The organism is Pseudomonas mucoides, from assembly GCF_015461845.1.
Taxonomy (GTDB): Bacteria; Pseudomonadota; Gammaproteobacteria; order Pseudomonadales; family Pseudomonadaceae; genus Aquipseudomonas; species Aquipseudomonas mucoides.
Window position 1 is genome coordinate 699,050 of the sequence record NZ_JACOPW010000001.1, and the last position, 22,228, is coordinate 721,277.

Sequence of the window (22,228 nt, forward strand, 5' to 3'; positions counted from 1 at the left end):
AAGCGATCATGAACAGAGCGCTACTGCCCACCGTCGTCTGTCTCGCTTCGCTACTGGCCATGGACGCTGCGATGGGCAACCCCGTCACGACACAGTCACAGACCCAGGACACGCAGTCTGCTCCGCTGGGGCGCTCTGACTCTGAACAGGCAGCGAGCTGGGGCCTGACGGGGCAGGAGTGGACGCGCTTCGAACAGATCCAATCCGGCCCACGCGGTTTCTGGAGCCCGAACCTCGATCCGTTGACCGCGCTCGGGGTTGAGGCCCAGACCGACCAAGAGCGCCAGCGCTATGCCGAATTACAGGTAGCGCTGGAAGCCAAACGCGCCGAGCGCGAGTTGGCCTACCAAAACGCTTACGCCGCGGCCTGGACCAAGCTGTTTCCCGGGCTGCTACCGATCCAGGGCATGGCATCCCCGCCCCCTATCAGCTCAGCGGCCGCGCCGCGCCAGGCTCTATTTGTGGAGGACCACTGCTCAGCGTGTACCGCCGAAGCCCAGCGTCTGCAAAGCAGCGACACGGCGTTCGATATCTACCTGGTGGGCAGCCAAGGCGAGGATGAACGCGTCCGTAGCTGGGCTCGGCAAGCGGGCATCGATCCCGTCAAGGTTCAACGCCGGCAGATCACCCTGAACCATGACCGTGGTCGCTGGTTCAGCCTGGGTGCCCCGGGGCCAATGCCTGCCACATTTCAACAGGTGAATGGACAATGGCAACGCCTCGACTGAGTGGTCTTGCGCTGGTGCTGACGGTGCTCGCCGTCCAGGCCGACCAACTTCCGCCTCCGGCCTATCAATTGGCGGCGCATGACGCCGACATCCCTTCTATGGTGCTATTCGCAATTGCCCTGCAGGAGAGTGGTATCCACGTCCGTGGTCGATTGCTGCCCTGGCCCTGGACCCTGAACATCGCCGGAATACCCTACCGCTTCGCCACTCGCCAGGCCGCCTGTCACGCCTTACTTCAGGCGCTCGCGCGACATGACGCCAAGCGGGTCGATGTCGGTCTTGGACAAACCAACCTGGGTTACCACGGGCAACGTTATTCCAGCCCCTGCGAAGCCCTTGACCCTTACCGAAATCTCGCCGTGACCGCCGCGCTGTTGCAGGAGCATCACGCCACCACCGGTGATTGGGTATCAGCTGCCGGCCGATATCACCGCCCGGCAGGAGGAACGCCGGCCGCGCGTTACCGCGCCGGCTTTTCCCGGCAACTCGAACGGTTGCTGGTTTCTTTCAAACAGGGCACACCACCATGAAGCGAATCCCCATCGCCTGTTATTTCATCCTGCTTTTGGTATCTTTCGCCCAGCCGGAACTGACCGTAGCCGGGGATCAGCCTAGCGACTTCACCCGACACCATTTTCAAGTTGCCAGGCCGCTAATAAACAACAAGATCCAGCCTGATCGGGCCATGCATGCGGACCTGTCCACGTTTGCCGATGAAGCCTGGATACTGCCCATCCGTAGCCCCCACTTGAGCCCCGGCCAGATCACGTATCGCGCCCTGAACATGCCGGGCTTGCGGCCATTTTTTCTGGTCGGTGACGATCCCCTGTCGCTGACTTGGCTGCGTCAGCGCGCTGCTGAACTGCAGGAAATGGGCGCGGCTGGCCTCGCCGTCGAAGTAGCCGACACTGAAGCCCTGGCCCGAATTCGCGCAGCCGCTCCAGACATCACCATCCTGCCGGTCAACGGCAACGACATCGCCACCCGCCTGCAGATTTTGCACTACCCCGTCTTGATCACCGCCACCTCATTGGGACAGTGAGTCAGGTCATGGCCGAGCATGCGATGGAGTCCAAGCTCCGGCCAGCGGTCGAGTTGTACACCGTAACAATCTGCATCGCCGCCGCGGTGTTGTGCGTGTACTCGCCCTGGGCCGTGGCCCTGTCACCCGAGATCGGGCAGGTTGCGGCGCTGGCCTATACCCTGTTCGGCCTGATCCGCCTGCGACAAGCCTGGGAGGTGTTGCGCTATCGGCGCAATATCCGCCGGCTGCCCCGCTACGAGCTGACCAGCCGGCAGATTCCGGTCAGTCGTAAGCGTTTGTTCATGGGTCGCGGCTTTCGCTGGACCCGCCTGCACACCCAGCGCTTGGTCGAGGCCCAGGATCCGGCGGTCGCCCATTATGTCGACCAACCGACCCACTACCGGCTGGCCCGTGAACTCGAACGGCGCCTGGAGCATGCACCGTTTCCGCTCTCGATACTGGCCCGTGTCACCGCCTGGGACAGTGCCTTCAATCCGTTGCGCCCTTTACCCCCAGTCGGTGGCTCGCCTCTGTTGCATGGGGTCGAGCCCAACGAAACGGAAGTCAGTCTGCCGCTGGGCGAACGGGTCGGACACACCCTGGTGCTGGGCACTACCCGTGTCGGCAAGACGCGACTCGCCGAGGTGTACATCACCCAGGACATTCACCGCGTCGAACATGAGGTGGTCATCGTCTTCGATCCGAAGGGCGATGCCGACCTGCTCAAACGCATGTACGTCGAAGCCAAACGGGCCGGTCGGGAAAAGGAATTCTATGTTTTCCATCTAGGCTGGCCAGAGATCTCCGCGCGTTACAACGCGGTGGGACGTTTCGGGCGCATCTCGGAGGTAGCATCGCGCATCGCTGGGCAACTCAGTGGCGAAGGCAACTCCGCAGCCTTTCGCGAGTTCGCCTGGCGCTTTGTCAACATCATTGCCCGGGCTTTGATCGAGTTGGGCCGGCGCCCAGACTACCTGCAGATCCAGCGACATGTGGTCAATATAGACGCGCTGTTCATCGAATACGCTCAGCAGTTTTTCGCCAAGACCGATCCGAAAGCCTGGGAAGTGATCGTCCAACTGGAAGGCAAACTCACTGAGAAGAACATTCCCCGGCATATGGTGGGACGCGAAAAGCGTGTGGTGGCCATCGAACAGTACCTGGCGGTGAAACGGGTATTCGATCCGGTGCTGGATGGACTGCGCTCGGCAGTACGTTACGACCGCACCTACTTCGACAAAATCGTTGCTTCGCTGCTGCCGCTGCTGGAGAAACTCACCACCGGCAAGACCGCCCAACTGCTGGCCCCCAACTACACCGACCTAGATGACCCGCGACCAATCTTCGACTGGATGCAGATCATTCGCAAACGCGGCATCGTTTACGTCGGCCTGGATGCGCTGACCGACGCCGAAGTCGCAGCCGCTGTGGGCAACTCCATGTTCGCTGATTTGGTCTCGGTCGCGGGCCACATCTACAAACATGGCATTGACCACGGCCTGCCCCCATCAGGCAGCAGCAGTGACAAGCTGCCGATAAACCTGCACGCTGATGAGTTCAACGAATTGATGGGCGATGAGTTCATCCCCCTGATCAACAAGGGTGGCGGCGCCGGTATCCAGGTAACCGCCTACACCCAGACCCTCAGCGATATCGAAGCACGTATCGGCAACCGCGCCAAAGCTGGCCAGGTGATTGGCAACTTCAACACCCTGCAGATGCTCCGCGTGCGCGAAACCGCCACCGCTGAACTGCTCACCCAGCAGTTACCCAAGGTTAACGTGCTGACCAAGACCCTGATGTCGGGTGCGACGGACACATCCGATCCGGACGCCAACACGGACTTCACCTCGTCCTCCCAGGACCGTGTCAGCAGCACCAGTGTGCCGCTGATCGAGCCTGCTCATATCGTCAGTTTGCCCAAGGGGCAAATGTTCTCCTTCCAGGCCGGTGGGCAGCTCTGGAAAGTCCGCATGCCGTTGCCAAAACCCTCCAACGTCGACGCCATGCCCAAGGACCTACAGGAACTCACTCAACGGATGCGGGCGGCCTATAACGCGCAGGCGGGGCAATGGTGGAGCGCAAGCGGTGGCGGCCCAACTACCAACTTCGATCTGGATCAGGTGGGGTAGCCCTACCCCACAACAGGTTTCGATTCAGCAGAAAACGATCCAGGAGACGTATTGCCCACATCAACTCTGCAGCGCGCAATGGGGTGAACTATGGCGACTTCCACCCAGAACACGCCGCCACAACCGATCCAGCGTCCGGGATTGATCATCTCGACGATCAGCCTAGTCCTGCGCATCATCGGTTTGCTGATTGCCTCGTTGCTGTTCTCGATCCTCATCGAGTTCGCCGGGCTGCTACTGTTCTGGGGTGATCAGGGCTGGCGGCATAGTCAGGCTATGCTAACCAGTGAGTTGGGCTGGCTCAGCGAGCACTTCAAAGCTTCACTTCTCATCCAACAGCCTGGGAAAACAATTGTCCAGTGGCTGGAGCTCCTCAATCAGTGGCTGCTGGTCAAGACTGGCTTTGAGGATTTTGCCCGGCAGGCGCGGGTTTCGGGCCAGGGCAATGGCTTCTGGAGCTGGGCGAATCAGCTCTACGTGAGCATTGAGGATTTCGTACTGGCGGCGGTGTATGTGACCTTTACCTTCGTAGTGCGCCTAACCATCTTGGCTCTGGCCACACCGCTATTTTTGTTGGCCTCGTTCACCGGTTTTGTCGATGGTTTGATGCGCCGCGACCTGCGCAAGTTTGGAGCCGGGCGAGAAAGCAGTTTTGTCTATCACCGAGCTAAACGTGCAGTGATACCCCTGCTGCTCGTACCCTGGATCATGTATCTGTCCCTGCCCTTTTCGCTCAATCCTATGGCCGTCTTTTTGCCTTGCGCGATGATGCTCGGAATAACGACAGCCATCACCGCGGCGACGTTTAAAAAATACATTTAATAAAATGTAACGCTGACGTGTTAAACCATTCCGGTGAATTTAGCCAAAATCGCGACGACATAACCGCCAATAATAGACAAACCAACAATACCCAACGGCCGCTGCCACCAATCACCGCTAGGGGACGGCGGCATAGACTGCTGATAAAAATTGATCTGCCCGATCTGATTTGCGTTGACTTGGGTGGCTGCTCCATTTTGCATCGAGTTGCGCCACTGAGCTTCCTCAAGACGTTCGAATTGAACCTGAACACGCCTCTTGAGTTGGCTAGCGGAAAGGAGAATTTGCTTTCCAATAATCATCACACCCAGCAAACCGAAAAACAGCAAATTTCCATAGCTGAGCGGGTTTTCCTGGCTGAGGGTAGGCGCGTGCTCCCATACAAAACCGATGTAGGGTGATGTGACCTGGTAAACATCGGCTACTAAATTTTGCACAACCCCTCCCAAATGCCCAAAAAATTTTGTGCTCGCGAGAGTCTCTGCTTGATGGTGCAGAAAAATCAACGATGAAACCAAATAAAATAGCCCCCCGAAGACCATCAAGGAGAAGCCCACGGCCTGTCGAATACGGTACCGCCGAATTGCTTGTTGGATGTTCACTCTCTGCTATCACTCTTCGTTAACTGATTTCGTCCGCGCTTATCTGCGCCCCGCTAACAATGCTGTTAGCGGAATCAAAAGTTAACGGCTACTAATCGTTTTTCATGAGTAACCAATGCTGTACTTGCGGTCCAATCGTGTCATTTTTCCGCGTTTCGTAGCTCTCGATACGGTGTTCGAACTCGCTCCACGATCAGAGACTGTATCGAAATAAAATGACGCAGCGTGTTTCGTGTTTCTTACTGCTGAGTCCTGGACGTTAGTTGAATGCTGGCCCCATCTCCAAATGGGCTATCCACATGCCGACTACATTTTTCCGAATCTGCCTACTGCTCATATTGATGACGTTCCATAGCGGCGGCTATGCCGCATCTGCTCATGAGCGCGAGCAGCTCAGCCTAGTTCAGCAGCAGGTCGACACTATTGAGCGCCTTGCGGCGCAAGCTAAGGTAGCCAGGACCTCCGAACCAAACGAACGCTATCGCTTCGACTATCCCCGCCTGTCTCAGGACATCCAACGCATTCGCCAAGGAATGCAGAACTATCTGTCGCCCTCCCGTGCTCAACCTCACGACGCTGGTGAGCTGGTCGGCGATTACCGCCTCGACATCCCGTCCGTGGAACCGTCGCCATGAGCATGACCGACGCTCAGACCGCAGCGTTCCAAAACGCCTCCGGTTTCTCGGCACAGAGCAGTTCGACACTCTGGTTGTCCCTGGTTCTCGTCCTGGCTTTGCTCTGGTGCACCTGGGTGATGTGGACGGCTTACCGGGGCTGGGCCACCGGCAGTGTGCGCTTCGGCGCGTTTGGCGGCAGCGCCGCACGTGTTTTGCTCGCCCTACTAGTCCTGATGTTCTTCACGCTGTCCTAATCCAGGAGATCACTGCCATGCTCAAGTGCTTTACCCCTCTAAAAAACAACCTGCGTGATCGTGCCAGCCAGCGCTTGATCGGCCTGCTGTTGGTGCTCGGCCCAAGCCTGGCTTTTGCCGAGCTTCCCACCATGGAGGCTCCTTCGCGTGGTGAAGGTTCCGGGTTGATCGAGACGATCAAAAACTACGCCTATGACGGCGGCATCCTGCTCGGTTTGTTGATCGCCCTGCTCGCTTTTCTCGGGGTGGCTTGGCATTCCCTAACTGTCTATGCCGACGTGCAGAACCAGCGCAAGACCTGGAAGGACCTCGGCGCGGTGGTCGGCATCGGCGCCCTGTTGGTGGTGATCATCATCTGGTTCCTGACCAAGGCCGCCGCGATTCTGTGAGGTCGACATGAACGACACTATCGAACGCCTTGCCGACGGCACCTTGGTCTTTCTGCCGGAGCGACTCAACCGCGATCCTGCCGTACTGCGCGGTTTGACCAATGATGAGATGTGGGTAGCTCTCGGCACTGGCGCCGCCATTGGCCTGCTGCTGGGCGTTCCTCTAGGGATCGTCACCTCGTCTATTGCCGTTGCGCCGACCAGCATGATCGCAAGCATGGCGCTGGTGTTATTTGCCGGTGGTACGCTTTTGCGTCGGGCCAAACGGGCTCGCCCCGAGACCTGGTTGTACCGCAAGCTCGAATGGATACTCGCCAGCCGTTGGCGCCTGGGGCGCGGAAGTTTGATTCTCCACTCCGGCGCCTGGACGATTCGCCGTTCGCGTCGACTGCGCCCTGCCCTGTTCCGGTGGCAACCATGAATCGTTTTCGGAACAAGGTGGATGCCCAACACGCCCACATCTTCAGCCTGCGTCTGTCGGTAGTGATTCTGGCCCTGGTCTGTGCCGGACTTTGGTATGGCTGGCGCTCGGCACCGACCGATCTGACGGTGCATGTCCCCCCGGATCTGCGCTCGGGCAGCACTCGCAAGTGGTGGGATGTCCCCCCAGAGAATGTCTATGCCTTTGCCCTGTACATCTTTGGCCAACTCAACCGCTGGCCTTCGGATGGCGAGCAGGATTATCGCCGCGCCATCTATGGCTTGCAGTCCTACCTGACACCCGCCTGCAAGGCCTTCCTCGACGGTGATTATGAGTACCGCAAGGCCGCCGGCGAGCTGCGCCAGCGGGTGCGTGGCGTCTACGAAATTCTGGGCCGAGGCTACAGCGAAGATCCGGAACTCAGGGTCAAGCAACTCGACCGCGACAGCTGGCTGGTCAAGCTCGATCTCAATGCCGATGAATATTACGCCGCCGAACCGGTGAAACGGGTGGTGGTGCGGTATCCATTGCGCGTGGTGCGTTTTGATCTGGACCCCGAACGCAATAAGTGGGGGCTGGCACTGGATTGTTATCAGGGCACTCCGCAAAAAATCTCCCTGCCTGGAGGTGAGCCATGAAGCGGATTTCTACCCTGGGACTCACCGTTGCACTGATGCTATGGGGAGCTGTAGCGCAGGCCGTCGAGCTGATGCACTGGGAACGCCTCCCCCTCGCGGTCCCGCTGGTGATCAATCAGGAACGAGTGGTCTTTATCGATGAGGCTGTTCGCGTCGGTGTGCCCTCAACCCTGACCGGCAAGCTGCGTGTGCAATCAACCGGCGGCACGCTGTACCTGCGAGCGTCGGAAGCCATTGCACCGACCCGACTGCAGCTGCAATCGGTCACGACGGGCGAGATCATCCTCCTGGATATCGCGGCCACTCCCGGCGATCAACCGCTGGAGCCCGTACGTATTCTCAAGAATGCTCAGGGGCAAGCTACCGAGGCTGAATCTAGCACCGTCCCTGTTCCAGAACGCACACCGATCCCGGTCGCTTTGACGCGCTACGCCGCGCAAAGCCTGTACGCGCCGCTGCGCACCGTGGAGTCCCTGCCCGGTGTACGCCGCGTCCCGCTCAAGCTGCGTACCGAACTGCCGACCCTGCTGCCGACCGAAAACGTGTCCAGCACACCCATCGCCGTCTGGCGACTCGGTGATTACTGGGTGACGGCGGTGAAATTGCGCAATCGTGGTTCAGAGACGGTGCAACTCGATCCACGTCGACTTCAGGCCAAGCTGTTCGCCGCGGCCTTCCAGCATGCTTTCCTCGGGCCTGTCGGCAGCGCTGAAGACACCACGATCGCCTACCTTGTCACCCGCGGTGCCGGCCTCGAGCAAGCCGTGCTGCTACCGCCCGTTGCGCGAGGTGCTGACGATGAAAGCTAACGCCTTGCTCAAATGGCTGGTACCGGCTGCGCTGCTGGGCGTGGTACTGATCATCCTGAAAACCTGGGTCCCGGGTGGCAGCACACCTTCTCCAGAGCACCCAGTTGATCAGGGCAATATTCAATTATCCGCCGAGCAAGCCAAGTCGCTCGGCATTGCGGGCGATACCCCACGCGACACGGTCGCCACCCTGGTCGGCCAGGTGAAGGCCATGCGCAGCGACATGCTCGGTTTGAAGAAACACAATGACTCACTGCAGACGGAAAACAACCGCCTACGCGAGCGGGAAAACAGTGTCGATTCGCGTATCCAGACCGCGCTTGGCAGTGTGACCCAGCAGGTCGACGAAGGCCGCCGCCAAGCCAACGAGGCCCGACTCAAAGCGGAACAAGACAGTCGTCAGGCTCGCGGCCTGCTCACGCAATTGCAGGATCAGTTGTCGGGGCTGACCGGCAAAGGCAAGGATATGCCAATCGGATTGGGGCTCGAGCCTGGCGACGGTGCTCAGTTTGACGGACAGCATCCTGCCAATGATGCGCTGCAGTGGATTGAACCCTCGGATGCTTCGGGCACCGACACCCGAGGCAAAACCAAGACCTCCTCCCTCGCATTGAGTCTGCCTACCGCCTTCAACTCACTGGAAGGCTTGAAAGACAATCCTATTGATCGCAGCCAGAAACAGCTACGTGCAGTCACCAAGGGTGAGCGTGACCTGACGCGATCCGTTGACCGAACCGAAGGGGCGAAGCCGGTCTACACCATCCCCGAAAACGCGACATTGATGGGCTCAGTCGCCATGACCGCGCTGATCGGCCGCGTCCCGGTGGACGGCACTGTGAATGATCCCTATCCCTTCAAAGTGCTGGTCGGCCCTGAGAACCTGACCGCCAACGGCATCGACCTGCCAGACGTCGCGGGTGCCGTAATGAGCGGCACCGCGTCCGGTGACTGGACCCTGTCTTGCGTACGTGGACAGGTCGAGTCAATCACCTTTGTGTTTACCGATGGCACCATCCGCACGGTACCTCAGCCGAAAGCAGTAGCCAGCCGCACTGCCTCCACCACCCAGAGCTCAAACACCGACAAGATCCGCGGCGGACTCGGTTACCTGTCCGATCCGTATGGCATTCCTTGCATCGCTGGCGAGCGCCGCTCGAACGCTCAGCAATACCTCGGCAGCCAGAGCCTGATCACTGCCGCCGGCGCCGGTGTCGCCGCCCTGCTCGGGGATGAGCGGAACAACAGCAGCGTGATCAGTTCAGGCGGCAGTACCCTCGGGGTCACCAGTAGCAGTGGCAACAGCGCGCTGAATTCAATTCTCAGCGGCGGGGTCAGCGACATCCGCGAGTGGGTCAACAAGCTGTATGGCGAAGCCTTTGCTGCCGTGTACGTGCCACCGGCAGCACAAGTCGCGCTGCACCTCGACCATGAGATCACCATCGACTACGAGCCCAAGGGCCGGAGCGTTCGCCATGAAAAAGACCATGCCTCCCTGCCTGACCTGGATTAGCGTGTTCTGCTGGGTCCTGGCGGGGTGCTCCACCGACAAGGAGACGCTTCTGCCCCATGGAGAGCAAACCATGCTGGACATCTGGAACGGCGCCGGTTCGCAAGGCACTCAGCAGCAACTGCTGGATGCTCGGCAGCAGTTACGCCGCCCGTTGGCTCAAGCAGATTTCTCCTTTTCTCTCCAGGAACCGTACACTCGCACAGCGGCGAACGAGATCCGCAACCTGTTCCCTCGCTTGCCCAATCCCGATCTGGTGCTATACGTGTATCCGCATCTGAGTGGTACCGAGCAGGCACCGATCCCAGGTTACTCGACCGTCTTTCCGTTCTACCAACGTGTGCAGTACGCATTACCTGGTGAACGTCAGGAAGACCTGTAGTGCGTAGCGGCGATTCGGGCAATCGCACTCCCACGTGGAAAGGCTGGCGCAATCCATTGCGCCCTCGCGCGACCTTGGCCGATGAGGCCGCACTCTATGCGCACAACCCCAGCTTCACCGATTACCTGCCTTGGGTCGAATACCTCGACACTGAGCAGTGTTTTCTACTGGATGACAATCGCTCGGTGGGTGCGGTGTTCGAGTTGCTGCCCATCGGCACCGAAGGGCGCGAACCCGATTGGCTGATGGCGGTCCGCGACGCCCTCGAAGACGCCCTGCAAGATAGCTTTGACGAGCTGGATCAAGCGCCTTGGCTGGCGCAGTTTTTCTGTCAAGACGACAACGACTTCACACCCTACCTGACCCAGCTCACCGATTATATTCAGAACAGCGCGCGAGGTACGGTCTTCACCGAGGCGTATTTGCAGCTCAGCCGCCGTCATCTGAAGGCCATCGCCAAGCCCGGTGGTCTGTTTGAGGATCAGGTGGTGACGCGCCTGCCCTGGCGCGGCAATAACCGACGGGTGCGTCTGGTGGTCTATCGCTGGCTTGAATCTGACGCTGAGGAGACGGGACTCACCCCGGTGCAATCCCTGCAACAGGCTTGCGAACGTATCCGTGCTTCGTTGCAGGCGTGCGGGGTGCACTCAACGCGAGTCGATGGCCGAGGTCTGTATGCCTGGTTATTGCCCTGGTTCAATCCGGCCCCCAGGCTCACTGATGAAGCGCCCGAAAATTTCTACCGCCGCGTGGCCTATCCGGAGTCGGGTGACGGTGAGTCGCTGGATCTGCCCTTCGATCATGACTTTGCCGAGCGGCTGTTCTTCAACGAACCGCGTTCGGATGTGCAGCACGGACTCTGGTTTTTCGACGATCAACCCCACCGGGTGATAGTGGTGGACAAACTGCGGCGGGCACCATCGATTGGTCAACTCACCGGCGAAACCCGCAAGGGTGACGCGGTGAATGCGCTGTTCGACCAGTTACCCGAAGGTACGGTGACGAGTCTGACCTTAATGGTCAAACCACAGGATGTACTCGAGGATCAGTTGAACCGCCTAGCTCGCAAAGCCATCGGTGAAAACCTGGCCTCGACCCAGACTCGTCAGGATGTCGAAGAGGCTCGCGCGATCATCGGCCGCCAGCACAAGCTGTACCGAGGAACCCTGGCGTTCTACGTACGCGGTCACGATGAACAGCAATTGCACCAGCGCTCGGTCAGCCTGGCCAACGCGCTGTTGGGCGCGGGGCTGCAACCGGTAAGTGAAGGCGATGAGGTCGCCGCCTGCAACAGCTACCTGCGTTGGTTACCGATGGCTTACAACCCGGCCCGCGACACGCGTAACTGGTACACCCGCCTGATGTTCGCCCAGCACCTAGCGAACCTGGTTCCGGTCTGGGGCCGCAGCACCGGCACCGGCCACCCGGGCATCACCCTGTTCAACCGCGGCGGCTCGCCATTGAGCTTCGACCCATTGTCACGCCTGGATCGGGCCATGAACGGTCATCTGCTGTTGTTCGGCCCCACCGGTGCCGGGAAGTCGGCGACCTTGGTCACCCTACTGATGCAGGTCATGGCCGTGTACCGCCCTCGCCTGTTTATCGTAGAGGCCGGCAACTCATTCGGCTTGCAGGGAGACTACTTCGCGACACAGGGCCTGTCGGTCAACAAGGTCCAATTGAAACCTGGCGCCTCGGTCTGTCTCGCCCCGTTCGCCGATGCTTGGCGCCTGGTCGAGCAGCCGGATCAGGTGGCGAGTCTGTCGATCGATGAGCTGGACGATGAGGTGGTAACCAGTCACGAAGACCAGCGCGATGTTCTCGGCGAACTGGAAATCACTGCCCGCCTGATGATCACCGGCGGCGAGGCCAAAGAAGAGGCGCGCATGAGTCGAGCCGATCGCAGCTTGATCCGCGAGTGCATTCTCGATGCGGCGCAGACCTGCGTCGCGGCGGGTCGCCAGGTACTGACCCGCGACGTACGCGACGCCTTGCTGGGCATCGCCGCCGACCCGCACTTGCCGGAGAAACGTCGCGAGCGTGCCCAGGAAATGGGCGAGTCCATCGACCTATTTTGCCAGGGTTTCGAGGGTGAACTGTTCGATCGCGAAGGCACGCCTTGGCCCGAGAGCGATGTGACCATTGTCGACCTTGCCACTTACGCGCGCGAAGGCTACGAGGCACAGATGTCCATCAGCTACATCAGCTTGATGAACACCGTGAACAACCTCGCCGAGCGCGACCAGTACCTGGGCCGACCGATCATCATGGTCACCGACGAGGGTCATATCATCACCAAGAACCCGTTGCTGGCGCCGTTCGTGGTCAAGGGGACGAAGATGTGGCGCAAGCTCGGCGCTTGGTTCTGGCTGGCGACGCAGAACCTTGCTGATTTTCCCACGGCTGCGCAGACCATGCTCAACATGATCGAATGGTGGATTTGTTTGAATATGCCGCCCGCGGAAATCGAAGAAATCGCACGGTTCAAGAAGCTTTCACCTGCGCAGAAAGCCCTGTTGCTCTCCGCCAGCAAAGAGCCGGGGAAATACACCGAGGGAGTGGTGCTGTCGAAAAAGCTCGAGACGCTGTTTCGAGCCGTGCCACCCAGTCTTTACCTCGCTTTGGCCATGACAGAGCCCGAGGAAAAAGCCGAACGCTGGACACTGATGCAGGAGAATGGCTGTTCGGAGTTGGAAGCGGCTTACCGGGTAGCTGAACGGATCGATAGCGCACGAGGAATAGAGCCCATATAAGGGAGGTGTGGCGCTCCCAGCTTGGCCAATCCGGCAGCTAGCCGTTGGACACCTTTTCAACGTAGGCATCCATGAACCAGTCAGGGACCTCATCAACCTTGAACTCAAGGTCCGTCCCATCCGTAACTTCGGCCAGCAGCACCAGATCGGCACCGGAGTTATCGAAGATGTAGGCCCGGTCCGAAGCAGCAATAGCCACAGGCAGCAGGCTCAGGCAACGGCCGTAGCGCTGTACAATTTTTTCTGTGGGAACTGGGTGCCCACCTGCCGCGACACGGTTCCTGACCCTGTTGATATTGATGTCAGGGTCTTCAGTTGCCACAAAGTACAGGTAGGTTCGGTATCCAGACTCTCTTGCCTTGAGCATAAAAGCGATTTTGTCGTCGCTAGACATCACCGTTTCGAAGGTGAAAGACAGCTGGTCTTCGAGGAGCTTGTTCCGGATGAAGTCAGAGAGCACGGAGGCAAAATAGGAGTTCATCGCGACCGTCTGGAAATTCAGGCCGTTGCTGCTAAAGCCTATGTTGGTCGCCTCCTCATCGAGCCGGGCAGACCTGACCAGCCGATGCTCCCTAATGAAACCGAGGACCTCATCACCCTCAACTTCCAGTTGAAAATCACTGAACTCCAGACGACCGCTGTCTTTGGCAGCCTTCTCGATTTCATCCGGGTTAATGTAGATACCGATCAGGTGGGAAGGGATGGCACTCTTCATCGTGCTCTTGCCGGAGCCGTTGGGTCCAGCAAAGACCCTCAACCGAGGGACAGTCATGAGCAACGGCGCACCTTAATGACGCCACCCAGAGTCACTTTGTGCTTGGGCTTGGCCACCCGAATGACTTTGTGCTTACCGTCAGCAGTCGTTTCAACAAGCATGCCGTTCATGACTTCCATCACACTGCGGCCGGCAGCCAGGGCGTTGATATAGGCGGTATTGATGGCGCCTTCAGCCATGACCGGGATCTTATCCTCCAGTCGGCTCACCAGATCGTCACTCAACACTCGTTTGGCTTTCATATCGCGCTCCACGTTCTCAGAGCGTGCAGAATCTGCACTTAATCAGAATCTTAGCTACGTAAACCTGTTTGTAACAGGGCGAAAGCTACTTCTGTCAGCCTTCATTCTAGAGGAATGGCGTCTGGAACCATACCTTTCAAGAGATTTTCACGTTCGATGCATGACCGGTGGCATTTGAAGCAAGTGCCGCCCTTGGTGCAGCGCCCAAATAAGGGAAGCACAATCCCCCACCGAGTTGTTCAGCCGGTGGAAAAAACGCGCCAGCGAAGCGGCAATCGTTCTTAAACTGCATGGTCTGTGTCGATGCAGCCAGGTTGAGTGCAAACGGGCGATCAAGACGATGCAATCGCCCATAAGCAACAGGGTTACTGTGACACGCTCCGAAGCCGTTGCTGAATTCTCAACAGAAAACCGGCTTCGAAGGCATCTTGGCAGTCACCGACAGGAAAGGTCTTGCGCGTTTGCGCCAGTTCCCACCACAAAGGAATATCGGTCGTTGCCTCAAGCCAAGCCTGGGCACATTGCACACCACGCTCGATCATCGGCGAAAATTCGCTGCCCCAAGGTGTCAGAAGACTTGGGCAACCATCCGCCGCAGGAATTGAAATGTAGTTTTGGTCCATACACACCCTAAATTTCTGATTTATTGTTAGATGCTGGGCGCAGCTTCGAAAAGCGTAACGACACCAAATGAACGCTCGATACCAGGCATGAACACCAAATGGCCTAGTTGAATGCCAATGTAGACTATATCCCGTGGATTGAGAGTCCCTCAAGGCGCAATTTGCGCGCATGACTCAAGACTACGAACAACTTCGTCTGCAACTGGCGGAGAACATCCGCTGGATGCGGCGCGTAAAGAACCTTACCCAGGAGCAGCTGGCGCTCATGGCCGAGGTGGATCGCACCTACGTCAGCCAAATCGAACGATGCGCGGGCAACCCCTCGCTGTTGGTCCTGTGCAAACTCGCCAATATTTTCGAAATCACCACAGATCAACTACTTGTAGACGCCGATACCCTGCGCAGCTCCCTTCACGTCAAATAATAGACCCACGCCTCACAAATCCGATAGATCCGCCTTCATAATTCCCACTGACAGTCTTCAGTCCCTAACCGAACCTGCCCAGGCCATACACCGAGAGCCTGGATAATGCCTGTTGCCTGCTCGTCACTTCCGCCCACAAAACTAAGGCCCTTGGCGCTAAGCATTCTGCTGGCGTGCGGCCCAAGCATGGCGCTGGACACCGTCAGCATCACCTCCTCCGTGCTTTCGCCAAACTGTCTCGAATACAGGGTCGTCGGCATTTGTTTCTGGCTACTCTGCACGCCCTTCGGCTGCACAGTCAAAACCTCGACCAAGGTTCGTCATTTCATTCCTGAACTGGTCGTCTCGAGCTACGCCACCACCGGCAATAACCCCTGGACCGAGATGACCACCCTCTCCGCTCCCATCAGCGGTGCAGAAGGTGGCGGCAACCTGATCACGCCGAACGCCCGCCGCGACAACCTGCCTCGATTCAAGAACGTTGATGGCATCGGCCACCCCGGTGGCTGGGTCGCAACGCAATTGGCTTCGCAATCCGGCTATGCCTGCGCCAGCGGTGCAACTGCATTAATGCCTTACTACCTGAGTACCCTGGACTCACTGGCCTGGCGCCATGGCATCCCAGAAAGTTTCTACCCCGAATCGCTCATGCCGGGGATCCGTGAAATTGGTCGTCAGGTCTCGGGAAACATGTGGGGCAACGTTTATCCCCGGCAGGGCTTTCTGGTACAGCCCGACGATTTCAAGGCGGCCGCAGTCATGGCGCAACGCGCCGGCGATGTGATTACCCACAACTGGCAGCCGCATGTGTACTTACCACTCACGCCCGCCAAACGCGACGGCTACTGGCCGCCTGGCCCGATCGTTGAAAACGACGCTTCGACCCACAAATGGCAATTGCTCTACCCCCAGGTGCAGCCCACGTGCGCCATCTTCCCCAGCGATCCGGTACAGAGCGCGGATGGCGGCTACGCCTGGTCGCTGTGGCGTCCCTATAGCTGCTGCAAACGTGAGGGACAGACCTTCCTGTTCAGCATCGACTTCGAAGGAGGTGCTTCATGAGTCGGCTTCTCGCGCGGCCCTGGTTGGGCACGATGAGTCTGTTGCTCTGTGGACTGCTCGCCATTGCCACACATGCCTACGCCGCCGAGGGCGATTACCGTCTGGGTACTCAAGGTGAAGTACTCGACGACCGAGTGATGTACACCATTGGTGGCGGCTCGGCAGTCGGCTCACCGAGCTCGCTCTACCGACCCAGTGGTCTCGGTGTCGGCGGGTCATGGCGGGCGAACATGATGTGCGGAAACATGAGCCTCACCAACACCCTGCAAAACCAGCTGAACGGCGTCACCGAAGGTTTCCAGCAGATCATGGGCAGCATCGTGCAGAACGCGACCCAAGCCGTGATGTCGCTGCCGGCGTTGATCATCCAACGCGCCAACCCCGGCCTCTATGAGTTGTTGAGCAACGGGGTGATGCAGGGGCGTATCGACTTCGACCGCTCGAAGCTGACCTGCCAGGCCATGGCCGAGAAGATGGCGGACAAGGTCGGTCAAGCCGGCTGGGGCGCGCTGGCCAAGAACCAGGAGATGCAGGGCAATCTGGAGCAAACCGGCGGTGATGCGGTGGCCGCGGTGAAAAACACCGAGGCCCATAACGGCAACAAGGGGGTGTCCTGGGTCGGCGGCTCGAAGGCTGGCGGTGATGGGCAGACGCCCATTCGGGTGACCGCCGACGTAGTGCGCGCGGGCTACAACCTGCTGCATAACCGGTCGATGGATGACAATGCCTCGATTAGTAATAGCGATTGCCTGGGTGGGGCCATTTGCCAGACCTGGGCTTCGCCCCAGGAGGAATCCGAATGGGCCGTTCGCGTGCTGGGCGAAACTGAAGTCACGACCTGCGATACCTGCGAAACCCTGCGTGCGACCGCTGGCAGCGGACTGACGCCGCTGATCCAGGAGGCCTACAGCGAACGCCTCAAGGCCCTGCAAGGGCTGCTGTCTGGCTCACTGCCGCCTACCCCTGACAATCTGGCTAAAGCCTCCAGCCCAATGCTGCCGGTAACCCGTGGCGTGGTCGAAGCCCTGCGCGACGATCCCGACCAGGATCTGTTGGCACGGCGCCTGGCCAGTGAGACGGCCTTGTCCAGTGTGCTCGACAAAGCGTTGCTGCTACTGCGCACCCTGTTGGCGGGCAGTCACGAACCGAACATCGCCTCCGCCGAGCCGGCCCAAACCGCCTTGACGAAAAACATCGACGCTCTGGAGCGCGAAATCCGCCTGCTGCAGACCGAACTGCAGGTCCGGCAGATGCTGGCCACCAATACCGCCAGCCTAGTGCTCGATCGGCATGCCGGCGGTGCTGATGCTTCGCGCACCGTCGAGCAAGGCGACCCTGAGCCGGGCCGACTCAATGACGCTGACGCCAGGCGCAAGTGAGCCATGAAACGCTCACCGCTATTCACTTTGCTTTCGAGTCTGGGGATTGCCGCAGTGATGATCCTGACCGCCGCACTGGTCGCATGGATCGGCCACGCTGCGCTGGGCAGCTTCGAGGTCTGGCAGCAGGCATTCGAATCCGTAAGGCCCTATCTGCAGTGGTGGCGTGCCCTGCTCTACGGCGCCCTCTTCGCGCTGTGGGTGGATCTGCTTCGGCGCTACCGACATCGACCACAGGATCGACTGCGCGTGAAACGCATCGGGGCATTAGGGCTCGTGCTCTTTACCTTCGTCGAACTCACCCGACTGTGAGGTCACCACCATGCTCATGAGCACCAACAGCTACTTGGAGTTTTACCTCTCCCTGCTGGCCTGGATCATCAACAACGGACTCTGGAGCGTCCTGTCCGACACCGGACTGTTCGCCGCGCCCTTTGGCGCGATCATCCTCCAGGAATGGCTGTCAGCCCGTCAGCAAGGCGCGGATGAGGGAAACAAGGGATTGCTCTCGGTGCCACGGATCGAGAACCGGTTGTGGCTGGCCTACATCGTCGTATTGTTCGGCTGCGCGCCGGTCTTTCCGTTGAGCCTCTCGTCAATGACGTTCGATGATGCGGCAAGTCAGCGCTGCGGCGTAAATGTGGCCAAGCCAGCGGAAACCGCCTGGGGGACAACCTTCAATACCATCGGCGAACGCTCCGCCAACGTACCGATCTGGTGGTTTCTAGTGCATGCCTTGAGCAAAGGAGTAACCGCCGCAGCCACCGCCTCCATTCCCTGCGCACCGGATATTCGGCAGATGCGCATGGAGATCGACAGCTCGCGTATCAACAGCCAGGTACTGCTGCAGGAAGTCGCCGACTTCACCCGCGACTGTTATGGCTATTCCCGTTCTCGGTTGTTTACCAATCGCCCGCAACTGGACAAGGCACAAAGTCACGACGCGTCCTGGATCGGCTCAAGCTATCTTCTCGACACGCCCGGCTACTACGACACGGATCGTTCACGCACACCGCGAATCAGTTGGCCGTATGACGAAAGCCGCGATGTTTCCTTGCCGCGGCTGGAGAGTGCCGCGGGCTACCCCACTTGCAAGCAGTGGTGGAGCGACAGCGGTGTTGGCTTGCGCGAGCAGTTGATCCAGCAGGTTGATCCCTCTCTGCTGACTCAGCTGAAAAATTGGCTGACTGGCCGCTCGAGCAACGACATCGAGGATGCCACCCTGCGCGAACTGGTCAGTCCGCGCCAGCAATCGATGTCCATGTCGCCCGGACAGGTGTACCAGGACTATGGTTCCAGCGCTCGTGGCGGCTCGATCAATCAGGGGCTCAATAACCTAGCCACCAATACCGGGCTGGCCCTCGGTTCCTTCAGCAACTTCCCGGCAATGAATGCACTACGCGCCGCCTTGCCGATGGTGCAGGCGTTCCTGATCATGGGCGTCATCATCAGCTTGCCGCTGATCCTGCTGGTCAGTACCTACCAGTTGAAAACTGTCATGACCGTGACGTTCGCGCTGTTCACCTTACACATGCTGAGCTTCTGGTGGGAACTCGCTCGCTGGATCGACTCCAGCATGCTCGATACGCTGTACAACCAGGTTTCGGCTTCCAATCAAGTGCTGTTATCGCTGCCCACATCCGGCTTCATGGATGGAACCGTCACGGCACAGGTGATCGAGTATGTGATGGGGGCGATGTTCATCGTGCTACCAATGCTGTTTCTAGGGGCCATGAGCTGGGCAGGATATTCAGTCGGCAACGGGATTCAAGGCATGTTGGCGAACGGTAGCAAAGCCGCAAGTGATTCAGCGAGCAAAGGTACGGATCAAATATTGGGTGCTGCAAAACGTTCAATTAGATGACTTGCTGTCGCCTATATAATGCCCATTGTCATCGAAGTCACCGATGTAGAGATCAGCACCTAGGTAGTCTGGCCCTGGACTTTCCTCTTGATGATCGGAACCAACAAAAGCCCTGAACCATAGCAAAGTGATGACAGCCAGCATCATCACAAAAAAAGTAACCAGCCAAACACTGACAAAGAGCAATCCTCCGATCAATGCCAGTTTGGCAATCAGAAAGCTCCCGCGAACAAGTAATTTACCTGCGGGCATACCTGCCGTCACCGCACGCTCAGCCAGGCGGGACTCAAACGCTTGCAATTTGCGATAACCACGCTTTACCGACGTGCCACATGCGTACGCCCAGCTGTGGCCACGTGAATTCTGAACAGGTTGCTGAGTCGGCATGCTCTCGCACTCTTCTGAGCGTTTTCATGGTTGAGACAGGAGTAACAGCCTACTACTGAAAACTGTCCGTGCCTGACCGTTTATCAGTTTGCCCAGCCGAAAAAATCTTCACTGGAAGACAGAAGACAAGCCCCGTGAAAAAGCCTATCTACAGTGATTGACCCAGATAAATCGTCCAGCTAAATACAAGGTACGGATCGCTGTTATCGACAGCACTTTCCCAGGTAGCCAGAACCTTCAAGGCTCCGTCACTTCGATGATGGTTCTCCCCAAGTGCGATTAGCGTTCGGTGGCTCGCACGGTGACCGTTGCTACGATGATGAACGCCTACTGCTCTCCTGAGCGCCTTTCGAGCGCTGCTCGTGAGATAAGCCCTCTTGATTTTCTTCAACCCACTGCGGGGAAATCTTTCCCCGCACAGGGCAGGTTTCTTCGCGTATTCAACGGAGACATACCATGCCCGACTCACTTACACCGCAAACACTGAACACCCTTCGGTTGCCCATCGTGTTCACCCCTGGCGCGTGGCAACGCGCAGTACTGCTCGAGCAATCCGATCACGCTGAGAAGCTGCAGGTCGATCGGTTGAGCCACGTATTGCGCGCAGCCTTCGAAGCCCACCTGGCCTATCCACACAAGCCCTACGTGCTGTTCGAGGTAATCCACATTGAACCAACCGATCACTTACACCACGACCCGTTGCTGCAATTGAGTCTGAGCCTACTCCAAGAACCGGGTCAGCCTGCCGCCTTGCTGATAGCGCTTGCAGGAGAACACCAGCGCTAAGCGCAATGGGCGGCGCCCACCTCCACATTCGGGCGGCATGCAAGACCTGCATCAATCCAACCCATCACCCAACCGGGGAACCCTCCCCCGACGGGCAAGGCGTTCCTCCGTTTTCTCTCGAGGAAATTGCCATGCGCGATATCTACCAAGACGTAACTGACAAGATCGTTACCGCGTTAGACCAAGGCGTTGCTCCCTGGATCAAACCCTGGTCCTCAAGTGGCTCCGCTTACATCGGTCATCAACCCTACCCCGTCAACGCCATCACACGACGTCCGTATTCGGGCATCAATTTACCGCTGCTCTGGGCCGAGGCCAGGTTGCAGGGGTTCACTCAAGATCGTTGGCTGACCTTCAACCAAGCCAAAAAGACCGGTGGGCACATTCGTAAGGGTGAGCACAGCACTCTGGCGGTGCTCTACAAGCCGATGGAGCGCGAGGAACAGACCGAGTCAGGCCAACCCGTACTCGATGAAAACGGTCAACCCAAGGTCGCTCACTTCGGCATTCTCAGGACACATTTTCTGTTCAACATCGAGCAAACGGAGGGGCTCGAAATGCTCAATGAAACCCTGCTCGAGACGGAACAGAGTGATCCCTTCCAGCCCAACAGCGCCGCGGAAAATCTGCTATTAAGTTCAGGTGCACGCATCGTTCATCGGCCTGCCGACGAAGCCTTTTACCACCCGATCAGGGATCTCATCCAACTGCCGACAAAAGCACAATTTCACGATGAAGGCGGGTACTACGCCACGGCACTTCATGAGCTGACGCACTGGACCGGGCATCACTCTCGGTTGCAGCGCGAAGGCATGACGTCAGCCTGTCCGTTCGGCTCGCCAGGCTACGCGTTTGAGGAGTTGATCGCCGAGATGGGCGCTGCGTTTTTATGTGCCTACACCGGTATACAGGGAGAACTTAGGCACGAGGGCTACATTGACTCCTGGCTCGGCCTGCTCAAGGCTGACAAACGCGCGATCTTCCGCGCCAGTGGCCAGGCCCGAAGCGCCTCGGAGTATGTACTCAACCTGGAGCAGCAACTGAAGCAAGCGGTCTTGGATGACTCACTATGCATGAACGATGGAGCTTGATCGTTACCTCACCGCTGCAAACGCTTCACAGGGCCCAACGCGAGTTGAGCCCTTTTTTCTGTTTCCAGAAAACAGACGGCGGGCCCCTCACGCAAAGAAAAAGAGAGGGGCGCACACCCGCAGCATGCCGTTATGTATCCAGGTTCTGCGCCAGAAAATCCACCAGCTCGAGCGGACTCCGGCTGTCGATCACCTTGTAGATCAGATCGCGTTTACTGCGCGGTAACTTCTTGACCACGCTCTTCGCCGAGGCCCTGACGGCTTCGTCGGTCCCATGGATACGTGCCGCGAGCAGCAGCACGAGCGTGGCGTCAGTAAGGTTCATGGCAAGACCCAAAAAATAGGCACCGCAGTGTACCGACTCTTTTCTTTTCCGTACTAGCCCCCAAAAAAATGATGCCTAGCAGTATCCATATTCCGATTGCCTCACAAAGGGACACGAGCCAAAAGGACGGGTAAGGGTTGGAAGGGAATGGGCACTCAAGGGTAAGAGCGCTATCCGAAAAGGCTAAAAGGC

The 22,228-nt window shown here is 58.6% G+C and carries 27 protein-coding genes; 21 read left to right on the forward strand and 6 right to left on the reverse strand.

The window, feature by feature from the left end; translation table 11 throughout:
- The first annotated feature begins 8 nt into the window (after positions 1–8).
- The 5 genes from H8F22_RS03305 (at position 9) to H8F22_RS03325 (ending at position 4,706) form a co-directional block, all read left to right on the forward strand.
- Complete coding sequence (locus tag H8F22_RS03305) at positions 9–728, forward strand: TIGR03759 family integrating conjugative element protein (RefSeq protein WP_032903628.1); 720 nt, start codon at positions 9–11, stop codon at positions 726–728.
- The gene (locus H8F22_RS03310; protein WP_020300897.1) at positions 710–1,258 is read left to right on the forward strand and encodes a lysozyme family protein; all 549 of its coding nucleotides are present in this window, start codon (positions 710–712) and stop codon (positions 1,256–1,258) included. Before H8F22_RS03305 ends, H8F22_RS03310 begins: the two co-directional genes overlap by 19 nt.
- Positions 1,255–1,770 (forward strand): integrating conjugative element protein, encoded by a 516-nt coding sequence (locus tag H8F22_RS03315; protein ID WP_020300898.1) that lies wholly within the window; start codon positions 1,255–1,257, stop codon positions 1,768–1,770. Before H8F22_RS03310 ends, H8F22_RS03315 begins: the two co-directional genes overlap by 4 nt.
- Positions 1,771–1,778: 8 nt before the next feature.
- Positions 1,779–3,884 carry a type IV conjugative transfer system coupling protein TraD gene (gene traD, locus H8F22_RS03320; protein ID WP_020300899.1) on the forward strand — a complete coding sequence of 702 codons (2,106 nt, stop codon included), beginning with the start codon at positions 1,779–1,781 and terminating at the stop codon, positions 3,882–3,884.
- 90 nt (positions 3,885–3,974) lie between these two features.
- On the forward strand, positions 3,975–4,706 hold the full coding sequence (locus tag H8F22_RS03325; RefSeq protein WP_032903626.1) for a TIGR03747 family integrating conjugative element membrane protein: 732 nt from the start codon (positions 3,975–3,977) through the stop codon (positions 4,704–4,706).
- Positions 4,707–4,726: 20 nt separating this feature from the next.
- Here H8F22_RS03325 and H8F22_RS03330 read toward each other — a convergent pair whose 3' ends face one another.
- Positions 4,727–5,308 carry a hypothetical protein gene (locus H8F22_RS03330; RefSeq protein ID WP_020300901.1) on the reverse strand — a complete coding sequence of 194 codons (582 nt, stop codon included), beginning with the start codon at positions 5,306–5,308 and terminating at the stop codon, positions 4,727–4,729.
- Between the two features lie 299 nt (positions 5,309–5,607).
- Between H8F22_RS03330 and H8F22_RS03335 the strand changes: the two genes are divergently transcribed.
- Genes H8F22_RS03335 through H8F22_RS03375 form a run of 9 tightly spaced genes read left to right on the forward strand, consistent with a single transcriptional unit; the run spans position 5,608 to position 13,078 of the window.
- A complete protein-coding gene (locus H8F22_RS03335; protein ID WP_020300902.1) occupies positions 5,608–5,943 on the forward strand; it encodes an integrative conjugative element protein, RAQPRD family in 336 nt (111 codons plus the stop codon).
- Positions 5,940–6,179: a TIGR03758 family integrating conjugative element protein gene (locus tag H8F22_RS03340; RefSeq protein ID WP_020300903.1), complete on the forward strand. Its 240-nt coding sequence runs from the start codon at positions 5,940–5,942 to the stop codon at positions 6,177–6,179. Before H8F22_RS03335 ends, H8F22_RS03340 begins: the two co-directional genes overlap by 4 nt.
- Before the next feature lie 17 nt (positions 6,180–6,196).
- A complete protein-coding gene (locus H8F22_RS03345) occupies positions 6,197–6,568 on the forward strand; it encodes a TIGR03745 family integrating conjugative element membrane protein (protein WP_020300904.1) in 372 nt (123 codons plus the stop codon).
- A gap of 7 nt (positions 6,569–6,575) precedes the next feature.
- Positions 6,576–6,989, forward strand: a complete 414-nt coding sequence (locus H8F22_RS03350) for a TIGR03750 family conjugal transfer protein (protein WP_020300905.1) — start codon at positions 6,576–6,578, stop codon at positions 6,987–6,989.
- Positions 6,986–7,627, forward strand: a complete 642-nt coding sequence (locus tag H8F22_RS03355; RefSeq protein ID WP_194939753.1) for a PFL_4703 family integrating conjugative element protein — start codon at positions 6,986–6,988, stop codon at positions 7,625–7,627. Before H8F22_RS03350 ends, H8F22_RS03355 begins: the two co-directional genes overlap by 4 nt.
- Positions 7,624–8,436 (forward strand): TIGR03749 family integrating conjugative element protein, encoded by an 813-nt coding sequence (locus H8F22_RS03360; protein ID WP_020300907.1) that lies wholly within the window; start codon positions 7,624–7,626, stop codon positions 8,434–8,436. Before H8F22_RS03355 ends, H8F22_RS03360 begins: the two co-directional genes overlap by 4 nt.
- Positions 8,426–9,946: a TIGR03752 family integrating conjugative element protein gene (locus H8F22_RS03365; protein ID WP_020300908.1), complete on the forward strand. Its 1,521-nt coding sequence runs from the start codon at positions 8,426–8,428 to the stop codon at positions 9,944–9,946. Before H8F22_RS03360 ends, H8F22_RS03365 begins: the two co-directional genes overlap by 11 nt.
- Positions 9,909–10,325 (forward strand): TIGR03751 family conjugal transfer lipoprotein, encoded by a 417-nt coding sequence (locus tag H8F22_RS03370; protein WP_032903625.1) that lies wholly within the window; start codon positions 9,909–9,911, stop codon positions 10,323–10,325. The genes H8F22_RS03365 and H8F22_RS03370 overlap by 38 nt, the downstream gene beginning before the upstream one ends.
- A complete protein-coding gene (locus tag H8F22_RS03375; RefSeq protein ID WP_194939754.1) occupies positions 10,325–13,078 on the forward strand; it encodes a conjugative transfer ATPase in 2,754 nt (917 codons plus the stop codon). The genes H8F22_RS03370 and H8F22_RS03375 overlap by 1 nt, the downstream gene beginning before the upstream one ends.
- A 37-nt stretch (positions 13,079–13,115) precedes the next feature.
- Here the strand turns inward: H8F22_RS03375 and H8F22_RS03380 are convergent, their stop codons facing one another.
- From H8F22_RS03380 to H8F22_RS03390, 3 genes are all read right to left on the reverse strand, one after another.
- Positions 13,116–13,850 carry a zeta toxin family protein gene (locus H8F22_RS03380; protein WP_020300911.1) on the reverse strand — a complete coding sequence of 245 codons (735 nt, stop codon included), beginning with the start codon at positions 13,848–13,850 and terminating at the stop codon, positions 13,116–13,118.
- Positions 13,847–14,095 (reverse strand): hypothetical protein, encoded by a 249-nt coding sequence (locus H8F22_RS03385; RefSeq protein WP_020300912.1) that lies wholly within the window; start codon positions 14,093–14,095, stop codon positions 13,847–13,849. Before H8F22_RS03385 ends, H8F22_RS03380 begins: the two co-directional genes overlap by 4 nt.
- A 365-nt stretch (positions 14,096–14,460) precedes the next feature.
- Positions 14,461–14,718, reverse strand: coding sequence for a LasR-specific antiactivator QslA (locus tag H8F22_RS03390; RefSeq protein ID WP_076964374.1), 258 nt, complete (start codon positions 14,716–14,718; stop codon positions 14,461–14,463).
- Positions 14,719–14,887: 169 nt separating this feature from the next.
- Between H8F22_RS03390 and H8F22_RS03395 the strand changes: the two genes are divergently transcribed.
- From H8F22_RS03395 to H8F22_RS03415, 5 genes are all read left to right on the forward strand, one after another.
- Complete coding sequence (locus H8F22_RS03395) at positions 14,888–15,142, forward strand: helix-turn-helix domain-containing protein (RefSeq protein ID WP_020300913.1); 255 nt, start codon at positions 14,888–14,890, stop codon at positions 15,140–15,142.
- Positions 15,143–15,247: 105 nt separating this feature from the next.
- On the forward strand, positions 15,248–16,204 hold the full coding sequence (locus H8F22_RS03400; RefSeq protein ID WP_032903622.1) for a TIGR03756 family integrating conjugative element protein: 957 nt from the start codon (positions 15,248–15,250) through the stop codon (positions 16,202–16,204).
- Complete coding sequence (locus tag H8F22_RS03405; RefSeq protein ID WP_032903621.1) at positions 16,201–17,583, forward strand: integrating conjugative element protein; 1,383 nt, start codon at positions 16,201–16,203, stop codon at positions 17,581–17,583. Before H8F22_RS03400 ends, H8F22_RS03405 begins: the two co-directional genes overlap by 4 nt.
- Before the next feature lie 3 nt (positions 17,584–17,586).
- Entirely contained in the window at positions 17,587–17,895 is a 309-nt protein-coding gene (locus H8F22_RS03410) for a hypothetical protein (protein ID WP_020300917.1), read from the forward strand.
- Positions 17,896–17,905: 10 nt separating this feature from the next.
- Positions 17,906–19,447 (forward strand): conjugal transfer protein TraG N-terminal domain-containing protein, encoded by a 1,542-nt coding sequence (locus H8F22_RS03415; RefSeq protein ID WP_020300918.1) that lies wholly within the window; start codon positions 17,906–17,908, stop codon positions 19,445–19,447.
- Here H8F22_RS03415 and H8F22_RS03420 read toward each other — a convergent pair.
- Positions 19,436–19,834, reverse strand: coding sequence for a DUF3742 family protein (locus H8F22_RS03420; RefSeq protein WP_020300919.1), 399 nt, complete (start codon positions 19,832–19,834; stop codon positions 19,436–19,438). The genes H8F22_RS03415 and H8F22_RS03420 overlap by 12 nt on opposite strands.
- A 456-nt stretch (positions 19,835–20,290) precedes the next feature.
- On the opposite strand from H8F22_RS03420, the gene H8F22_RS03425 reads away from it, so the two are divergent.
- Entirely contained in the window at positions 20,291–20,620 is a 330-nt protein-coding gene (locus H8F22_RS03425) for a hypothetical protein (RefSeq protein WP_016978896.1), read from the forward strand.
- A 131-nt stretch (positions 20,621–20,751) separates the two neighbouring features.
- Positions 20,752–21,711: an ArdC family protein gene (locus tag H8F22_RS03430; RefSeq protein ID WP_032903620.1), complete on the forward strand. Its 960-nt coding sequence runs from the start codon at positions 20,752–20,754 to the stop codon at positions 21,709–21,711.
- A 130-nt stretch (positions 21,712–21,841) separates the two neighbouring features.
- Here H8F22_RS03430 and H8F22_RS03435 read toward each other — a convergent pair whose 3' ends face one another.
- Positions 21,842–22,036: a DUF7740 domain-containing protein gene (locus H8F22_RS03435; RefSeq protein WP_020300924.1), complete on the reverse strand. Its 195-nt coding sequence runs from the start codon at positions 22,034–22,036 to the stop codon at positions 21,842–21,844.
- Positions 22,037–22,228: the final 192 nt, after the last annotated feature.